The organism is Sphaerisporangium sp. B11E5 (genome assembly GCF_039871875.1).
GTDB lineage: Bacteria > Actinomycetota > Actinomycetes > Streptosporangiales > Streptosporangiaceae > Sphaerisporangium.
On the sequence record NZ_JBDPMD010000022.1, the window covers coordinates 26,841 to 42,324 of the forward strand.

The window sequence follows — 15,484 nt, forward strand, 5'->3', positions numbered from 1 at the left end:
AAAGCGACGGTCAGTGCGGCGCCATGTCCACGAACCGGCTGTAATGCCCCTGGAAGGCCACCGTCACCGTCGCCGTGGGCCCGTTGCGGTGCTTCGCCACGATGAGGTCGGCCTCACCCGCCCGCGGCGACTCCCGCTCGTAGGCGTCCTCCCGGTGCAGAAGGATGACGACGTCGGCGTCCTGCTCGATGCTGTTGTGGACCGATACGCCGTTCGCCACGAAGTTGTGGGTGTCTCGCACCGTGGCGTCGTAGACCGGTTGTTCGCCGAGGCTCTCAATTGACTGAACTTCATCCCAGAACACATCGTTCGTCGCGAGCATCTCGAGATCGGCATCGTGGAGAATCGTGGCCACCCTGCCCAGCCGCTGCCGGCTTGGAGCATGCTTCCACAGAGTGCTGCCACAGAACTGGCTCCCGAGCCGGGCGGAGAACTCTCGGTGAGTCATACTCCGTTCCGTCAGAACGCCCCGGACATGGTCCCAGACCTCGCGGGGCACGGTGTCGAGACTCGTATTCGCCTTGATCGCCACGAGCATCGCGAGGCAGCGGGTGGCCCTGGCCGACCTCTCACCATGCACGCCCACCTCGTTCAGGAACCGGAGCTGGTTCTCAGAACCGTAGACATACAGGTGGTACCCCGGCCGGTAACCGCTCTTGCGCACTTCCTTCACGCGGGTCATCACATTGAACCGCAGCAGCAGTTGAGCCACATCGTCCACCAGGCGCCGGCTCGTGGAAGAGTAGTAGATCCTCGCCTGACCATGCTTCTCATCCCAGGAGACGCTGCCGTCCGTGGCCCACAGATGGCGGAGGAACAGCGCGATCTGCCTTCTCCGTAGTGCGAAGATCCCCTCCGGGACGAACTTCTCATGACTCCGAAGGCCAAAGAGTCCCAATCCGTCAAGCCAGGCGGCGATGGGATTACGTCTTCCCCGTGCCAGCCGGTACGGGGAAGGAAGTCTCACGGTGGTGACCCGAGCAGCGGCATAGTCGTCACGGACCGCTTCTACCCCGAAGTGCTTCGCAGCCTGGGACATCGCCGTGAGGCATGCTTCGTCTCTGCTCGCGTACCGGATCGGCTGCCGCCGCACGAACGAACCGTCGCCGATCATGTGTGCGAGCAGGACGACCTCGTCGTCCGGCCACTCCCGCAGCTCGGTGGGAGCGGGGATGTGGCGAGGGACCGCGAGCCGCGTGCCGGTCGTGAGCTCGCCGAGGGGCTGCCATCCCTCATAGGTCATGAAGGGGTGGTTCGCGGTGGCCTTGACCTCACGCCCCGACCTCAACCGGAGCCGGAACACCTCTTTGACGCCGCTAGGGAAGACATGAGTCATTGTTCGGGGGACGAGCCGGAGCCGCTCATCGAGAGACCAGACCGGAACATCACGTGCACCTGTCTCCAGCAGCTCGCCGAGCGAGACTTCGGCCCCGGTGTCGGCCCGCAAGATGCGAGTATCTGCCGTCAGGCATCCAGATTCGCGTAGGTCTGATACCTGGGGGCGCTTGTCGGTGCGTTGCTCGGGGCCGCGGTTGAGCTGGGAGATGGCGATGACAGGGACCTCCAGCTCCTTGGCGAGGAGCTTGAGCGCGCGGGAGATCTCGGAGACCTCCTGCTGACGGCTCTCGGTCTTCTTGGGGGAGCTCATGAGCTGGAGGTAGTCGACGATGACGAAGCGCAGGTCGTGGCGCTGTTTGAGGCGGCGGCACTTGGCGCGGATCTCCATCATCGACATGTTGGGGGAGTCGTCGATGAACAGGGGGGCCTCGGCGACCTCGCTCATGCGGCGGGCGAGGCGGGTCCAGTCCTCGTCGTTCATGGTGCCCGCGCGCATGGCGTGCAGCGCGACGCGGGCCTCGGCGGACAGCAGGCGCATGGTGATCTCGTTGCGGGACATCTCCAGCGAGAACACCACCGTCGTCATGTGGTGCTTGATGGCGGCGGACCGCGCGAAGTCCAGGCCGAGCGTGCTGTTGTGCGTCGGCACGCAGGAGCGGCCGGCGAGGTACATGTGGTCGGCGTTGTCCACCTCGACGCAGCGGACCGGGCGGGACGGCACGGGGCGCACGGCCACGACGCGCCGGGGACGGGGCCGCACCCCCGCGATCTCCGCGTCCGTGAAGCACACCACGTGGCGGGTGGCCGGGGCGCCGTGGACGGCCATGGCCCGCACCGTGGCGGTGGCGCCGAGGCTCAGCGCCAGCTCGCGCACGTCCGCGGCGAGACCCGGCCCGCCGAGATCCAGCTCGACCACACCATCGGCGCGGCGGCCCGCCGTGGCGCACAGGGCGGCCAGCAGCTCCCGCCGCTGCGCGACCGAGCCGCGCAGGTACACCCGCGGGATGCGCCCGAGGTCACCGAGCCGCGCCGCGAGCACGGACGGCTGCTCGGGCAGGTCGCGCGCGGGCAGCTCGAACGGCGCGGCCGGCTCGACGACCACGTCCGAGCCCGGCAGGGCCGCGGCGATCTGCCCGGTGGTGAGGACCAGGGAACGGGCGGCGGTGGGCTCAGTGGGGAGGGAACGAGGAGCGGTGCCGCGTGGGGACGGCACGAGGGCGGGAAGGGTGACGCGCCACTGGTGGAGCGCGTCGGCGACGATGACGGTGCCGTCGTCGAACTCCACCTCGTGGCAGGGGCGGCCGCGCAGCACACCGGTGGCGGCGACGACGCGGGTGGGCCTGCCGTCGGCGCCGATGAGCAGGTCGCCGGGGCGGACCTCGCCCATCGTGGTCCAGCCGCCGGGTGTGGGCAGCGGGGTGTCCAGGGCCAGCGCCTTGCCGATGGCGGGGCGGGCGGCCACCACGATCATCTGGCCGGGGTGCAGGCCGTTCATCAGCGCGTCGAGGTCCTGGAAGCCGGTGGGCACCCCGACCATCTGGCCGCTGCGGCTCCCGATGGCCTCGATCTCGTCCAGCGCCCCCGGCATGATCTCGGAAAGCGGCCGGTAGTCCTCGCTGGTGCGCCGCTCGGTGACCGCGTAGATCTCCGCCTGGGCGCGGTCGACCAGCTCGTCGACCTCTTCGTTCTGCCCGCCGTACCCGTAGGAGACGATGCGGGTGCCCGCCTCGATGAGCCGCCGCAGGATCGCCTGCTCGCGCACGATCTTGGCGTAGTAGCCGGCGTTGGCCGCGGTGGGCACGACGGCCGTCAGGGTGTGGACGTACGCGCCGCCGCCCACCCGGGCGATCTCGCCACGCTTGGACAGCTCGCCGAAGACCGTCACCGAGTCCGCGGGCTCGCCGCGGCCGTACAGGTCGAGGATGGTGTCGTAGATGATCTGGTGGGCGGGCCGGTAGAAGTCGTCGGAGCGCAGCACCTCGACCACGTCGGCGATGGCGTCCTTGGACAGCAGCATGCCGCCGAGCACCGACTGCTCGGCCTCGATGTTGGCGGGCGGCGTGCGCTCGAACGGTGTTTCGAACGGCGAGGCGACTTCGCTGCTCATCCGGACGCCCCTCCTTGAACCCACCGGCACCCCCGAGGTAGCCGGGGTGACAGTTTCGCCGGTTCCGTGAGAACCGGCAACGTGTCCTGTCGACAAGGTTGTGGATAACGTGTGCAGTTCTCGCCCCAGGGTGTGGGCACACTGGGGACAACTCTGTGGATAACTCAGGGGCGGTTGTCCACAACCCCGACTGAGCAGCGAAAACCGTATCCACCGGCTGTGGAGAAAAGAAAGTGGGCAGGACACGCCCTGAACGGCCACCCCGGGTGACGGCCACCCGGGCGTAATAGGCAAAATAGGCGGGTGACTCTTACATCGCGTGCGGACGGCAGGGAGATCCTCCGCCTGGCCGTCCCCGCGTTCGGCGCGCTGATCGCCGAGCCACTGTTCATCCTCGCCGACTACGCCATCGTCGGCCGCCTCGGCACCACCGCCCTCGGCGCGCTCGGCATCGCGGGCGCCGCGGTGACCACTCTGGTGAACATCTGCGTCTTCCTCGCCTACGGTACGACGGCCGCGGTGGCCAGGCAGGCGGGCGCGGGCGACCTGCCGCGCGCGGTGAAGCAGGGGGTGGACGGCATGTGGCTGGCCATCGCCATCGGCGCGGCGCTGATCGCGGTGTGCTGGCCCATCGCCCCGTGGATGGTGGAGCTGTTCGGCGCCACCCCGGACGTCGCGGACCAAGCGGTCACGTACCTGCGCATCAGCCTCCTCGGCACCCCCGCGATGCTCGTCATCCTGGCCGGCACCGGCGTGCTGCGCGGCCTGCGCGACACCGTGACCACCCTGACGGTGTCCATCGGCTCCTTCACCCTCAACGCCGTGCTGAACGCCCTGTTCGTGCTCGTGTTCGGCTGGGGCATCGCCGGGTCCGCCTGGGGCACGGTGCTCGCGCAGACCGCCGGCGCCGCCGTGTACCTGGCCACCGTGGTCCGGGCCGCGCGGCGGCACCGCGTGCCGGTGCGGCCGGACCTCGCCGGCATCGGTGCCCTCGGGACGGCGGGCATCGCGCTGCTGATCCGGACCGTCTGCATGCGCGTCGTGCTGCTCGTGGCCACCGGCGTCGCCACCCGCATGGGCGACGCACCGCTCGCGGCGCATGCCATCGCCACCCAGATCTGGACGCTCGCGGCGTTCGCGCTTGACGCCATCGCCATCGCGGGCCAGGCCATCACCGGGCACGCCCTCGGCGCCGGGGACGTGCGGCGCACCCGGGCCGCCACCCGCACCATGGTGATCTGGGGCGTCGGGTACGGCGTGGTGCTCGGCCTGCTGATCCTGCCGCTGGCGCCCGTCATCCCCCACCTCTTCGGCGCGGAGCCCACCGTCGCCACCCACCTGGTGTCGGTGTTGTGGCTGGTCGCGCTGCTGCAACCCCTCGCCGGGCTGGTGTTCGTGCTGGACGGCGTGCTCATCGGCGCGGGCGACCGCCGCTACCTGGCCTGGGCGTCCGCCGCCACCACCGTCGTCTACCTGCCGGCCGCCTACCTCGTCATCCACCTCGGCGGCGGCCTCGTGGCCCTGTGGGCGGCCCTCGGCCTGTGGATGGCCGCCCGCGCGGTCACCCTGTCCCTCAGAGCGAACGGCCGCGCCTGGCTCGTCACCGGCGCCTGAGCACGGGCACGGAAACGACGCGACCCCTCCCCGGGAGGGCCGGGGAGGGGTCGCGGGCCGAGCGGGTCGGCCTCGCCGTGAAGGGCGAGGGCCGTGCTCAGGAGCCGAGGACCTCGACGTCGAGGTTGGCGGAGACCTCCGGGTGGAGGCGGACGGACACGCGGTGGGAGCCGACGCTCTTGATCGCGTTGTTGATCTCGATGCGGCGGCGGTCCAGGGTGGGACCGCCGGCGGCCTTCACCGCGTCGGCGATGTCGCCGGTGGTCACCGAGCCGAACAGCCGGCCGGAGTCGCCCGCGCGGGTGCGCAGTGTCACCCGCAGGTTGCCGAGGCGGCCCGCGACCTCCTTGGCGGTGTCGAGGTCGCGGATCTCGCGGGCCTGGCGGGCCTTCTTGATCGACTGGATCTGCTTCTCGCCGCCACGGGTCCACAGCAGGGCGTACCCGCGGGGGATGAGGTAGTTGCGGCCGTAGCCGTCCTTCACCTCGACGACGTCACCAGGGGCCCCGAGGCCGGAGACCTCGGTGGTCAGGATGAGTTTCATATCTCTGGGACCTCCCGTCAGCGCGCCGTGCTCGTGTACGGCAGCAGGGCCATCTCACGAGCGTTCTTGATCGCGGTCGCCACGTCACGCTGGTGCTGGGTGCAGTTGCCCGTCACCCGGCGGGCACGGATCTTGCCGCGGTCGGAGATGAACTTCCGCAGCAGCGCCGTGTCCTTGTAGTCGACGTAGGAGATCTTGTCATGGCAGAACAGGCAAACCTTTTTCTTCGGCTTGCGCAGTGCCGGCTTCGCCATCGTGGTGCTCCTCCTAGAGAGCCCCGCTTACGCGGGAATGGTCGATATCGGTTACTGGATGTGGATGGAACGTGGATCAGAAGGGCGGTTCGTCGCTGAGGTCGCCACCCTGGGAGCCGCCGCCGAAGCCGCCGCCCTGGTTGTAGCCACCGCCCTGCGAGCCGCCGCCGAAGCCGCCACCGCCGCCACCGCCGAAGCCGCCACCGGGCGGCGCGGGCGTGGCCGAGGCCCACGGGTCGTCGGAGCCCCCGAAGCCGCCGCCACCGCCGCCGCCACCCTGGCGCGAGGTCTTGTTGACCTTGCAGGTGGCGTTGCGCAGGGACGGGCCGACCTCGTCGACCTCGACCTCGTAGACGGTGCGCTTCTCGCCTTCCTTCGTCTCGTACGACCGCTGGCGCAGCCGCCCCTGGACGATGACCCGCATGCCACGCTGAAGGCTCTCGGCGACGTTCTCCGCCGCCTGGCGCCAGACGTTGCAGGTCAGGAAGAGGCTCTCGCCGTCCTTCCACTCGTTGGTCTGGCGGTCCATGAACCGCGGAGTGGACGCGATGCGGAACCGGGCCACGGCCTGCCCCGAAGGGGTGAAACGCAGCTCCGGGTCGTCGACAAGGTTGCCGACGATGGTGATGGTGGTGTCGCCTGCTGCCATCGGTCGCTCTCGCCTTCGTGGGTGAATCTGCGCAGCTATCGGGCCCAGAGTACGGCCAACGCCCGACAAAAACCGGGCTTCGGCCTCACCGGCGGCACGGCTCAGTGCACGTCGGGACGCAGCACCTTGGTCCGCAGGATGCCCTCGTTCAGGTTGAGCTGACGGTCGAGCTCCTTGACGGTCGCCGGCGCGGCGGTGACGTCGATGACGGCGTAGATGCCCTCGGACTTCTTGGTGATGTCGTAGGCGAGACGGCGGCGGCCCCACACGTCGACCTTCTCCACCGTGCCGCCGTCGTTGCGGACCACGGTGAGGAACTGGTCGAGCGAGGGAGCGACCGTGCGCTCGTCGAGGGACGGGTCGAGGATGACCATCAGCTCGTAACGACGCATAGGACTTCCAACCTCCTCTGGACTCTTGCGGTCACGACACCATGCCGTGACAGGAGGACGCTGACGTCGTCGCGCCGCCTTCGGTGGCGGCCCGGTGATCGCGCGGTGCTGACACGCGCACAACTTCCGACGTAGCTCGCCCGAGTCTACCAGCGCTCCGCCACCGGCCGGAGACGTTCGCGGGCGGCGCGTAAGCGTGCGCGTACCGGGAACGTCATGCCGAGTAGAGGGAGTGGAGGACAAGGAGGAAGGAGGCGGCCGGCATGCCGCACACCCTGGGCCCGCTGAGACTCAAGACCCCGAGACTCACGCTCAACTCCGACGGTCAGCGGCACCCGCTGGAGAACGCCCTCACCCTGACCGCGCTCGGCCTCGGCGTCGTGGCCCTGGCGTGCGGGCTCATCGTGCAAGCCCACGTCGCCGCGTCCTGGGCCGGCGCGCTCGGCTTCCCGATCGGGCTGTACGCGCAGTACGTCTCGGCCACCACAGCGGAACGGTCGATCAACATCGTGGGCATCATCATGTCCTTCGTCGGCGTGGCCCTCGGCATCTTCCACGGGGGGTTCATCCCCTGAGAGCGCGGAGGACCCGTCGCGGGGCCGGGACAGCGGGCGGGGCGTTCCCCGAAGACGCCCCGCCGGTGGTCAGCGGCGCCGTCACTTGCCACCGATGTGCAGGTCGACACCGAGGAGGATGAGGAACCAGAGGAACACCGCGAGAAGAGCCTGCGCGATCTGCCTGAGCAGTGCGGGGGTGATGTAGTCGTGAACCCATGCCACGTAAATGCCGACCAAGATGTAGATCAGCCCTAAAAGGCTGACCCCGCGGCGGTAGTAGGCCACTTTTGTCTCCTATATGTCACGGTACGCGGGTCTCTAGGCGTACCAACGCGGCGCTCCACTGCCCATACGGCGCCTTCCGAAACGGCTAGGCTCGACCCATGGTGCGCATCGGAGCTCACGTCGACCAGGACGACCCTCTGGCCCACGCCGCGGCCCGCGACGCCGAGGTGGTCCAGTTCTTCCTCGGTGACCCCCAGGGCTGGAAGGGGCCGGTGCTCCCCGCCGGCGCGGACGCCCTGCGCGACTCGGCCGTCGACGTCTACGTCCACGCGCCGTACGTCATCAACGTCGCCACGGCCAACAACCGCATCCGCATCCCGAGCCGCAAGCTGCTCGCGTCCCAGTTGGAGGCGGCGGCGTCGATCGGCGCCAAGGGCCTGATCGTGCACGGCGGCCACGTCGGCAAGACCGACGACCCGCAGCTCGGCTTCGACAACTGGCGCAAGGTGTTCGAGCGCCTCGAGCAGCCCATCCCCGTCCTGATCGAGAACACCGCGGGCGGCGACAACGCGATGGCGCGCCGGCTGGAGCGCGTCGCCCGCCTCTGGGACGCCCTGGACGGCTTCGACGTCGGCTTCTGCCTGGACACCTGTCACGCGCACGCCGGCGGCGAGGAGCTGATCGGCCTGGTGGACCGCGTGAAGGCCATCACCGGCCGCATCGACCTGGTCCACTGCAACGATTCGCGCGACGCCTTCGACTCCGGCGCCGACCGTCACGCCAACCTCGGCAACGGCACGATCGACCCCGAGCTCATCCTCGCGGTGTGCCGCGCCGCCGGGGCGCCGGTGGTGGTCGAGACCCCCGGGGACGGCCAGGCGGCCGACATCGCCTTCCTGCGCAAGCACCTCTGAGGAGGCCGGCCCGCCTCAGCCCGCCCAGGCCCCGCTGAGGAACGTCAGCGTGTTGAGCACCATCAGCGGCCCGGCGAGCAGCGCGTACGCCCACAGGAGCGGCTTTCGCCGGGTCGCCGCCTGGGCGAGCAGGATCCACACCGGCCACCACAGCAGCGCCGCCCGCGGGATCGACAGGTAGTACGCCGAGAACAGCAGCGCGCCGAGCTGCAGCGCGACGTACAGGAACTCGCTCCAGCGCCGCGCGATCAGCAGCCACAGCAGGGCCGCGACCCCGAGCAGCGCCCCCGCGATCTCCATGCGGAACGGCCAGGCGAACTGCCCGTCGTTGGCGGCCATGTGCCACGTCGTCATGAACGAGTCCCACGGCCACGTCATCGAACGTCCCCAGCCCGCTTCCTGGGCGTGCTGCCAGGCGAGCCAGTCGCCGGTGCGGGTGTACTGGTAGGCCGAGTACGCCACCAGCGGCACGAACGGCAGCAGCAGCCATGGGGCCCGGCGCGCCGGCTGCCGTCGCATGACGAACTCCACGATCAGCGCCAGCGCGAGGAACAAGCCGGTGATGCGGACACACGACGCCCCGGCGGCCAGCAGCCCCGCGGCGACCCAGTTGCCGCGCCGCGCGGCGAGCCAGGCGGGGATCGCGAAGCCGAGGAACAGGGCTTCGGTGTACCCGGCGAACAGGAACACCGCCGTCGGGCACAGCAGAAGCACGAGCACGGCCCGCCGCCCGGTGCCGGGCGGGCCCTCCAGTTCGCCGAGCCGCGCCAGCGCCACCATGGCGACCGCGCCCGCGACGAACGAGATCAGCAGCCCCGCCAGCGTCCAGTCCGAGACGATCACGTGCACCAGCCGCAGCGCCAGGGGCATCCCGGGGAAGAAGGCGGGCAGGCCGGGGTCGTGTTGCCCCGCGGGGTCGCCGTCGTAGCCGAACTTCGCGATGTCCACCAGGTGCTTGGCGTCCCAGTGCAGCCACCGCTCCAGGAACGTGCTGTCCTTGTCCTGGGCGAGTACGCCGATCCACACCGTCGCGGCGATGACGAGGCCGGCCCGCGAGAGCGTCCACAGCAGTGCCGCTTCACCGGCGGTGTCACGGGTGGAGGACTGCTCGACGACTACGGCCTCGGCCTCCTGCGGGGACGTCTGCACACAGAGGAGAATAGAGGGTCATCCCGGACTCTCGACTAGATTACGGCGGCCCGCCAGGGCGTGGCGTGCCCCCCTAGGCATGATCACCCCGGCCTCGGCGCACTTCGGAGTGTCTGCCGGACGGCCGGGGCGATCGTGAAAGTTTCTCGCCTTAGTCGTCAGGCGGGGGCGGCCGGTGCCTCCTCGCGCTTGGCGGCCGGGTCCAGGCGGAGCACGAAGCGGTCCGGCGCGCCGTCCAGCACGCCGCCGATGGGATCGTCCACGCCGTCCTGCCGGATCACGTCGTGCTCGGGGCGCAGGATGTCGCGCACCACGAACGCCGCCATGATCCCGATGGTCAGCACCCGGCCCCACACCGCGGTGAAGTAGGTGACGTCGCTGATGCCGAGCGCCTCGTTGCCCGGCTGGATGCCGACGAGGTAGAGCCAGATGGCGAAGAAGTACCAGCACTCGGCGATCTGCCACAACACCAGCGGCTTCCAGTTGGGCCGGGCCAGCACGGCGAACGGCACCAGCCACAACACGTACTGCGGCGACCACACCTTGTTGGTCATCATGAACGCGGCCAGCACCAGGAAGCACAGTTGCATGAGCCGCGGCCGGGTGCGCGCGGTGAGCGCGAGCACGGCGATGGCCACGCACATCAGGCCGAACGACACGATGCCGAGGGTGTCGAGCCGGGCCGAGTCCCCGAGGTACGGCCACTGCTTCATCTGGAAGAAGTACCAGATGGACCCCCAGTCGGCGCCGCGCTCGCTGCTGAAGACGTAGAACCTCTTCCAGCCCTGGAAGGCCAGCATCATGAACGGCAGGTTGACCACCACCCAGGTGATCACCATGCCGCCGAGGGCGTACAGGAACGCGGGCATCTTCCTGGCCCGCAGCGAGAGCAGGAACAGCGGCCCGAGGAAGACCACGGGGTAGAACTTGGTCGCCACCGCGAGGCCGAGCAGCACGCCCGCGAGGAAGTGTTTCTGGCGGGACCAGGCGAGGAAGGCGCCGAGGGCGAGCGCGCCGCACAGCAGGTCCCAGTTGATGAACGCGGTGAGGATCAACGCGGGGGCCAGCGCGTACCACGCGGCGTCCCACGGCCGGCGCTGCAGCAGGGCCAGCCTCGCCATGATCACCACGCCGACGACCAGCGACACCGCCATCAGCAGCACGGTGAGGTCGTAGAACCACACGCCCGGCTCGTTCAGCCCGGACACGATGCGCTGGATCACCCACATCAGCGCGCCGATGCCGACCGGGTACTCCACAGGATGCCCGAAATAGGGAGCCATGCCCTGGTCGAGCTTCTCGTTCCACCACAGCGGATATATGTCGGTGTAGCAGAAGTTCAGGAACTGCTGCGTCCCGTCGTTCCACGCGCCCCCGAACCGGCACGGCCACTTCCACAGATAGGCCAGCAGCGCCCCCGCCACCGCGAAGAGCGCGAGGGGCACGAACGGCGCCGCGGCCCGCGCCACGGAACCGGCCGTTCCCGGGGCGTACGTCGATCGGTTCATGACCTCATCCCATCACCGTGTCCCGGCACCCCGATGGCGCCGGGACTTCCAGATGATCCCTCACCGGGCCGGTTCGCGTCGTCCGCCCGTGGGCGCCGGGTCGGGGGTGGGGGGAGGGGTGGACGCCCCGGTGCCGGGCGTGTCGCCCCCGAACGGGTCCGGGCCGCCCCCGTTGTTGCAGGAGTCGTCCCATGGGAGGCAGCCCTCGCCGGTGTCGCCGTTGTCGTCGGGGAAGCCGTCGTCGGTCGGGAAACCGTCGTCGTCGGGGAAAGTTTCATCCTGCGTCGGCGTCGGGGTGGGGGTGGGCTTCGGCGCGAGGTCCAGCGGCGAACCGATGTTGGACGGCGCGGGGAACTCGACGACCTTCTTGCCCTTCATCGCCTCAGCCATGAACGCGCGCCACACCCGGGCCGGCACGGTACCGCCGTCGAAGTTGTTGCCGAGGGACAACTCGGCGCCCGTCTTGCGGTCTTCCTTGTACATGCCGACCGAGGTGGACAACTGCGGGGTGAACCCGACGAACCACGCTTCCTTGTTGTCGTTGTTGGTGCCGGTCTTGCCGGCCACAGGACGGTCGTACAGCGCCGCCGCCGTTCCGGTGCCGCCCTTCACCACCGACTGGAGCGCGACGACGGCGTCGGCGGCGACCTCTTCGGCGATGACCTGCTTGGGTGTCTTGTCCTCGGTGATGATCTGAATCTTGTTCGGGTCGATCACCTTGATGACGGTGTGGGTCGGGTAGTGCTTGCCGGCGTTGGCGAAGATCGAGTAGCCCGCCGCCTGCTCCACCGGTGTGACGCCGGCGCTGCCGATGGAGAAGAGGTACTTGTGGTCGGCGACGCTCTTCTCCATGGCGTCCTTGCTCAGCCCGGCGTCCTCGGCGATGCGCTTGACCGCGTCCAGGCCCACCTCGAAGCCCATCTGGCCGTAGGCCGTGTTGATGGAGTGCTGGGTGGCGTAAATGATGTTCATCGAGGACGGCGCGGAGTGGCCGTTGGAGATCGGGGTCGTGCCCTCCAGCTTCAGGGGCTGCTTGCCCGTCACGAAGCTCTTCAGGCTGTGCCCGGCCTCCAGCCACGCCGCGAGCACGTACGGCTTGAACGCCGACGCGGCCTGCTTGCGCGCCTGGAACGCCTCGTTGAACTGGTCGGGGTTCTTGCCGAGGTAGTTGTTGCCCCCGTAGAACGCCACAACGCGCCCGTTGGTCGGGTCCACGGCCGCGAGGCCGGTGTGGACCTCCTTGGGCAGGCCCGCGGTGGTCTGGTTCACGGCGGTCTTGGCGGCCTGCATGAGCTTGCGGTCGAAGGTCGTGTAGATCTTGTAGCCGCCGGTCTCGATCTGCGCGCGCGGCAGGCCCTTGGCCTCCAGCTCCTTGAGCGCCTCGGTCAGCATGTAGCCGCGCAGGCCGCTGAACGCCGAGGAGTCCCTGCGGGGCTGGATCTTGGGGAACTTCAGCGTGGCGGGGTAGGCGCCGTACTTCTGCGGGTTCAGCTCGGCCATCTGCTTGAGCACGTAGGTGAACCGGAACTGGGTGCCGGAGAAGTTCTTCTTCTCCTCCGCCATGTCGAACGCGCCAGGCTGCTGGATGCGGCCCGCGAGGTAGGCGCCCTCGGCGGGGGTGAGCTTCTTGACGCCGTGGCCGAAGAACTCGTTCGCGGCGGCCTCGATGCCGTAGGTGTTGCGGCCGAAAGGAATGGTGTTGAGGTAGTACTCGAGGACCTTGTCCTTGCTCCATTCCTTGTCGAGCTTGATCGCGATGAAGATCTCCTTGACCTTGCGCTTGAGCGCCCGATCCTTGCTGAGGCCCTTGAAGTAGCCACGCGCCATCTGCTGGGTGATGGTGGACGCGCCCTGCACCTGGGCGCCGGTGGCGGTGTTCCACGCCGCCCGCACCAGGCCGGGGAAGGAGATGCCGTCGTCGTTGTAGAACGTCTCGTTCTCGGCCGCGACCACCGCGTCCCTGACGTACTGCGGCACGTCCGCGAGCTTGACTGCGCGGCGCTCGGTGCCGAGGCGGGCCATGTAGGAGCCGTCGGCGTAGTAGAAGGTGCTGCCCTGCGAGACGGCCGCCTCCTGGGCGTCCTTCTCCGTGGGCAGCTCGGTGTTGGCGTACCCGACGGCGACCATGCCGAAGACACCCGCCGTCAGCACGGCGAAGCCGACGAGCACGATCTTCCAGTTGGGCAGGAACCGCTTCCAGCCCTTGCGGCGGGGCGGCTCCCCGCCCTTCGCCACCCTGCGCCGGCCGGGACCTCCCGGGCCTCCCGGGCCTCCGGGACCGCCGGGGCCTCCAGGCCCACCGGGACCACCCGGGCCACCGGGGGGAGCGCCGCGGCGGCGGGCGGCGCGGGTGCCCGGTTCGCGGCTGACGACGGTCTCCGCGTCGGACGGGGCGCGCCGCTCGCCGGGGTCGCGGCGCGGGCCGCCGGGAGCGCCAGGACCGCCTGGGCCGGCAGGGCCACCCGGGGCCCCAGGTCCGCGGTCGGCGGGACCACGGGCCGGGGACGCCTGCCCGGCGACCCGGGCCATCGACTGCGTGTCCTCGTACGCCGCCTCGGCGCGCCGGGCGCGCGGAGCGCCCGAGGGCCCACGCCGCTCACCGGTGCCCGCCCGGGGGTCGCCCGCCCGGGGCGGGGGCTCGGCCGCCGCGCGGCGCGGCTGCTCGCCGTACCGGTCCTGCGGCACGGCCCGGTCCCGCGGCTGCGGGGTGGCGCGGTCGCGGTCCTCCTGGCGTGGCGGGGCGGCGCGGCGCCCCGGTGAGGGTTCCTGCGACCAGCCCGGTGGCGGGGCCTGGTGTCCAGCGGCGGGCGCGCTCCCCTGAGTAGAGCGACGGCGCCGCCCCGGACGAGCTGATGCACCGGATCCCTCGGCTGGGCCGGGGCGGCCGGTCGGCTCGGGGCCATAGCTGCTGTAACTCACGCGTCCTCGTCGGGTCATCTGGCGATCTGGAGGTCTTCGACGTCTGTGCGGCAGGCGGGGCGTCACGCGCCTTGAAGGGAACAGGGGACTCGATCGTGGGCCGGCTAGGTCTCCGCGATCTGCCGGTCCGTATCGGGGTCGCCCGGTGGCCCATCAGTGCCTAGGACGAAGGAGACCGTCAGGTGATTCCATGCACAACCTTGGCAGACCTCAACAACGTAGACCCTGAATTCCGGGTATTCGCGAGCCATCTGAACAAGGTCTGACGTTGCCTTTACGTGTCCCGCGACCCGTCCGAGCTGGTCGCCGTACACGTATGTGACATGGGTCACGTTCTGGTGCTCACATATGGGGCACCTGCGCTGCGTGGGCTCACCGTGGTATCTGGCTGCGCGCAGAAGGTAGGGATGAGCATCGCACACGTCGCGTTTGGTCGTGCGACCGGAGCGTAGCGACTGTACCGTCGCCCGCTTCGCTAGGCCGTAGTCCACGACCCGTCGCTGTGACCACACGAGCGCCAGACTACGACTTTTTTCGCTTTTCAGGTCAATCGCTTGACGAGTTTCTTGATTGCCAAGTATGCCAGCCCGACGTATCCTGGGGATGTATCGACTCGATACATCGCAGGAACACATCATCGCGAGAGGGGGCGGTTCCAGTGGCGGTCGGACGAGGCGGAGTACTGGAACTGGCCGTGCTCGGCTCGCTCAACGAGACACCCCTGCATGGCTATGAGCTGCGTAAACGGCTCAACGCCCTGCTCGGCATGTTCCGCGCGTTCTCCTACGGTTCGCTCTATCCGTGCCTGCGGCAGTTGCTCGCCGACGGGCTGATCGCGGAGGAGCCTCCGGAGGACGGCGGCTGCGGCACGGCGGCCAAGAGCGATGTCGCCCCGCCGCTCACCGGTCGCCGGTCCAAGATCGTCTACAAGCTGACCGCCGAAGGCAAGGAACGACTGCAAGAGCTGCTGACCCAGGCGGGGCCCTCCTCCTGGGAGGACGAGAGCTTCGGCGTGCACTTCGCCTTCTTCCGCCTCACCGAGGCCGAGGTGCGGCTTCGCATCCTGGAGGGCCGCCGCAGCCGCTTGGAGGAGCGTCTCGACGCGGTCCGCACCGCTCTCGCCCGCACGCGCGAACGGCTCGACAGCTACACCCTTGAGCTGCAACGCCACGGTTTGGAGTCGGTCGAGCGCGAGGTGCGCTGGTTGAACGAACTGATCGATACCGAACGGGAGCAAGCCGTTCGGGCAAGAGCGGAGAGGGCACAGGCGCAGTCCGCCGAGCCCGTTCCTGATGAGACGAACGAGTAAAGGAG

Annotated in this window: 14 protein-coding genes; 4 read left to right on the plus strand and 10 right to left on the minus strand. The window is 69.5% G+C overall.

Annotated elements, in window-relative coordinates; translation table 11 throughout:
- Nucleotides 1-10 precede the first annotated feature (10 nt).
- Complete coding sequence (locus tag ABGB17_RS20465; RefSeq protein WP_347631845.1) at nt 11-3,445, minus strand: replicative DNA helicase; 3,435 nt, start codon at nt 3,443-3,445, stop codon at nt 11-13.
- A 303-nt stretch (nt 3,446-3,748) separates the two neighbouring features.
- Between ABGB17_RS20465 and ABGB17_RS20470 the strand changes: the two genes are divergently transcribed.
- Nucleotides 3,749-5,059: an MATE family efflux transporter gene (locus ABGB17_RS20470; protein WP_347631847.1), complete on the plus strand. Its 1,311-nt coding sequence runs from the start codon at nt 3,749-3,751 to the stop codon at nt 5,057-5,059.
- A 97-nt stretch (nt 5,060-5,156) separates the two neighbouring features.
- Here the strand turns inward: ABGB17_RS20470 and rplI are convergent, their stop codons facing one another.
- The 4 genes from rplI to rpsF all read right to left on the minus strand — a co-directional run bounded on the left by rplI (nt 5,157) and on the right by rpsF (nt 6,898).
- Nucleotides 5,157-5,603 carry a 50S ribosomal protein L9 gene (rplI, locus tag ABGB17_RS20475; RefSeq protein ID WP_347631849.1) on the minus strand — a complete coding sequence of 149 codons (447 nt, stop codon included), beginning with the start codon at nt 5,601-5,603 and terminating at the stop codon, nt 5,157-5,159.
- A gap of 17 nt (nt 5,604-5,620) precedes the next feature.
- Nucleotides 5,621-5,857, minus strand: a complete 237-nt coding sequence (rpsR, locus tag ABGB17_RS20480; RefSeq protein WP_061256131.1) for a 30S ribosomal protein S18 — start codon at nt 5,855-5,857, stop codon at nt 5,621-5,623.
- A gap of 76 nt (nt 5,858-5,933) precedes the next feature.
- Nucleotides 5,934-6,506, minus strand: coding sequence for a single-stranded DNA-binding protein (locus tag ABGB17_RS20485; RefSeq protein ID WP_347631852.1), 573 nt, complete (start codon nt 6,504-6,506; stop codon nt 5,934-5,936).
- Between the two features lie 101 nt (nt 6,507-6,607).
- On the minus strand, nt 6,608-6,898 hold the full coding sequence (rpsF, locus tag ABGB17_RS20490) for a 30S ribosomal protein S6 (RefSeq protein ID WP_347631854.1): 291 nt from the start codon (nt 6,896-6,898) through the stop codon (nt 6,608-6,610).
- A 263-nt stretch (nt 6,899-7,161) separates the two neighbouring features.
- Here rpsF and ABGB17_RS20495 point away from each other — a divergent pair, with 263 nt between their 5' ends.
- On the plus strand, nt 7,162-7,473 hold the full coding sequence (locus ABGB17_RS20495) for a hypothetical protein (protein ID WP_347631856.1): 312 nt from the start codon (nt 7,162-7,164) through the stop codon (nt 7,471-7,473).
- An 81-nt stretch (nt 7,474-7,554) separates the two neighbouring features.
- Here the strand turns inward: ABGB17_RS20495 and ABGB17_RS20500 are convergent, their stop codons facing one another.
- Nucleotides 7,555-7,740 carry a hypothetical protein gene (locus tag ABGB17_RS20500; protein WP_347631858.1) on the minus strand — a complete coding sequence of 62 codons (186 nt, stop codon included), beginning with the start codon at nt 7,738-7,740 and terminating at the stop codon, nt 7,555-7,557.
- Nucleotides 7,741-7,838: 98 nt separating this feature from the next.
- On the opposite strand from ABGB17_RS20500, the gene ABGB17_RS20505 reads away from it, so the two are divergent.
- Nucleotides 7,839-8,594 (plus strand): deoxyribonuclease IV, encoded by a 756-nt coding sequence (locus ABGB17_RS20505; RefSeq protein ID WP_347631860.1) that lies wholly within the window; start codon nt 7,839-7,841, stop codon nt 8,592-8,594.
- Nucleotides 8,595-8,609: 15 nt separating this feature from the next.
- Here the strand turns inward: ABGB17_RS20505 and ABGB17_RS20510 are convergent, their stop codons facing one another.
- The 4 genes from ABGB17_RS20510 to ABGB17_RS20525 all read right to left on the minus strand — a co-directional run bounded on the left by ABGB17_RS20510 (nt 8,610) and on the right by ABGB17_RS20525 (nt 14,808).
- Complete coding sequence (locus ABGB17_RS20510; protein WP_347631862.1) at nt 8,610-9,743, minus strand: mannosyltransferase family protein; 1,134 nt, start codon at nt 9,741-9,743, stop codon at nt 8,610-8,612.
- Nucleotides 9,744-9,901: 158 nt separating this feature from the next.
- Nucleotides 9,902-11,251, minus strand: a complete 1,350-nt coding sequence (locus ABGB17_RS20515) for a glycosyltransferase 87 family protein (protein ID WP_347631864.1) — start codon at nt 11,249-11,251, stop codon at nt 9,902-9,904.
- Nucleotides 11,252-11,311: 60 nt separating this feature from the next.
- A complete protein-coding gene (locus ABGB17_RS20520) occupies nt 11,312-13,936 on the minus strand; it encodes a transglycosylase domain-containing protein (protein ID WP_347631866.1) in 2,625 nt (874 codons plus the stop codon).
- Nucleotides 13,937-14,274: 338 nt separating this feature from the next.
- Entirely contained in the window at nt 14,275-14,808 is a 534-nt protein-coding gene (locus tag ABGB17_RS20525) for a DUF5318 family protein (RefSeq protein ID WP_347631868.1), read from the minus strand.
- A gap of 20 nt (nt 14,809-14,828) precedes the next feature.
- Here ABGB17_RS20525 and ABGB17_RS20530 point away from each other — a divergent pair, with 20 nt between their 5' ends.
- Nucleotides 14,829-15,479 (plus strand): PadR family transcriptional regulator, encoded by a 651-nt coding sequence (locus ABGB17_RS20530; protein ID WP_347631870.1) that lies wholly within the window; start codon nt 14,829-14,831, stop codon nt 15,477-15,479.
- Nucleotides 15,480-15,484 lie beyond the last annotated feature (5 nt).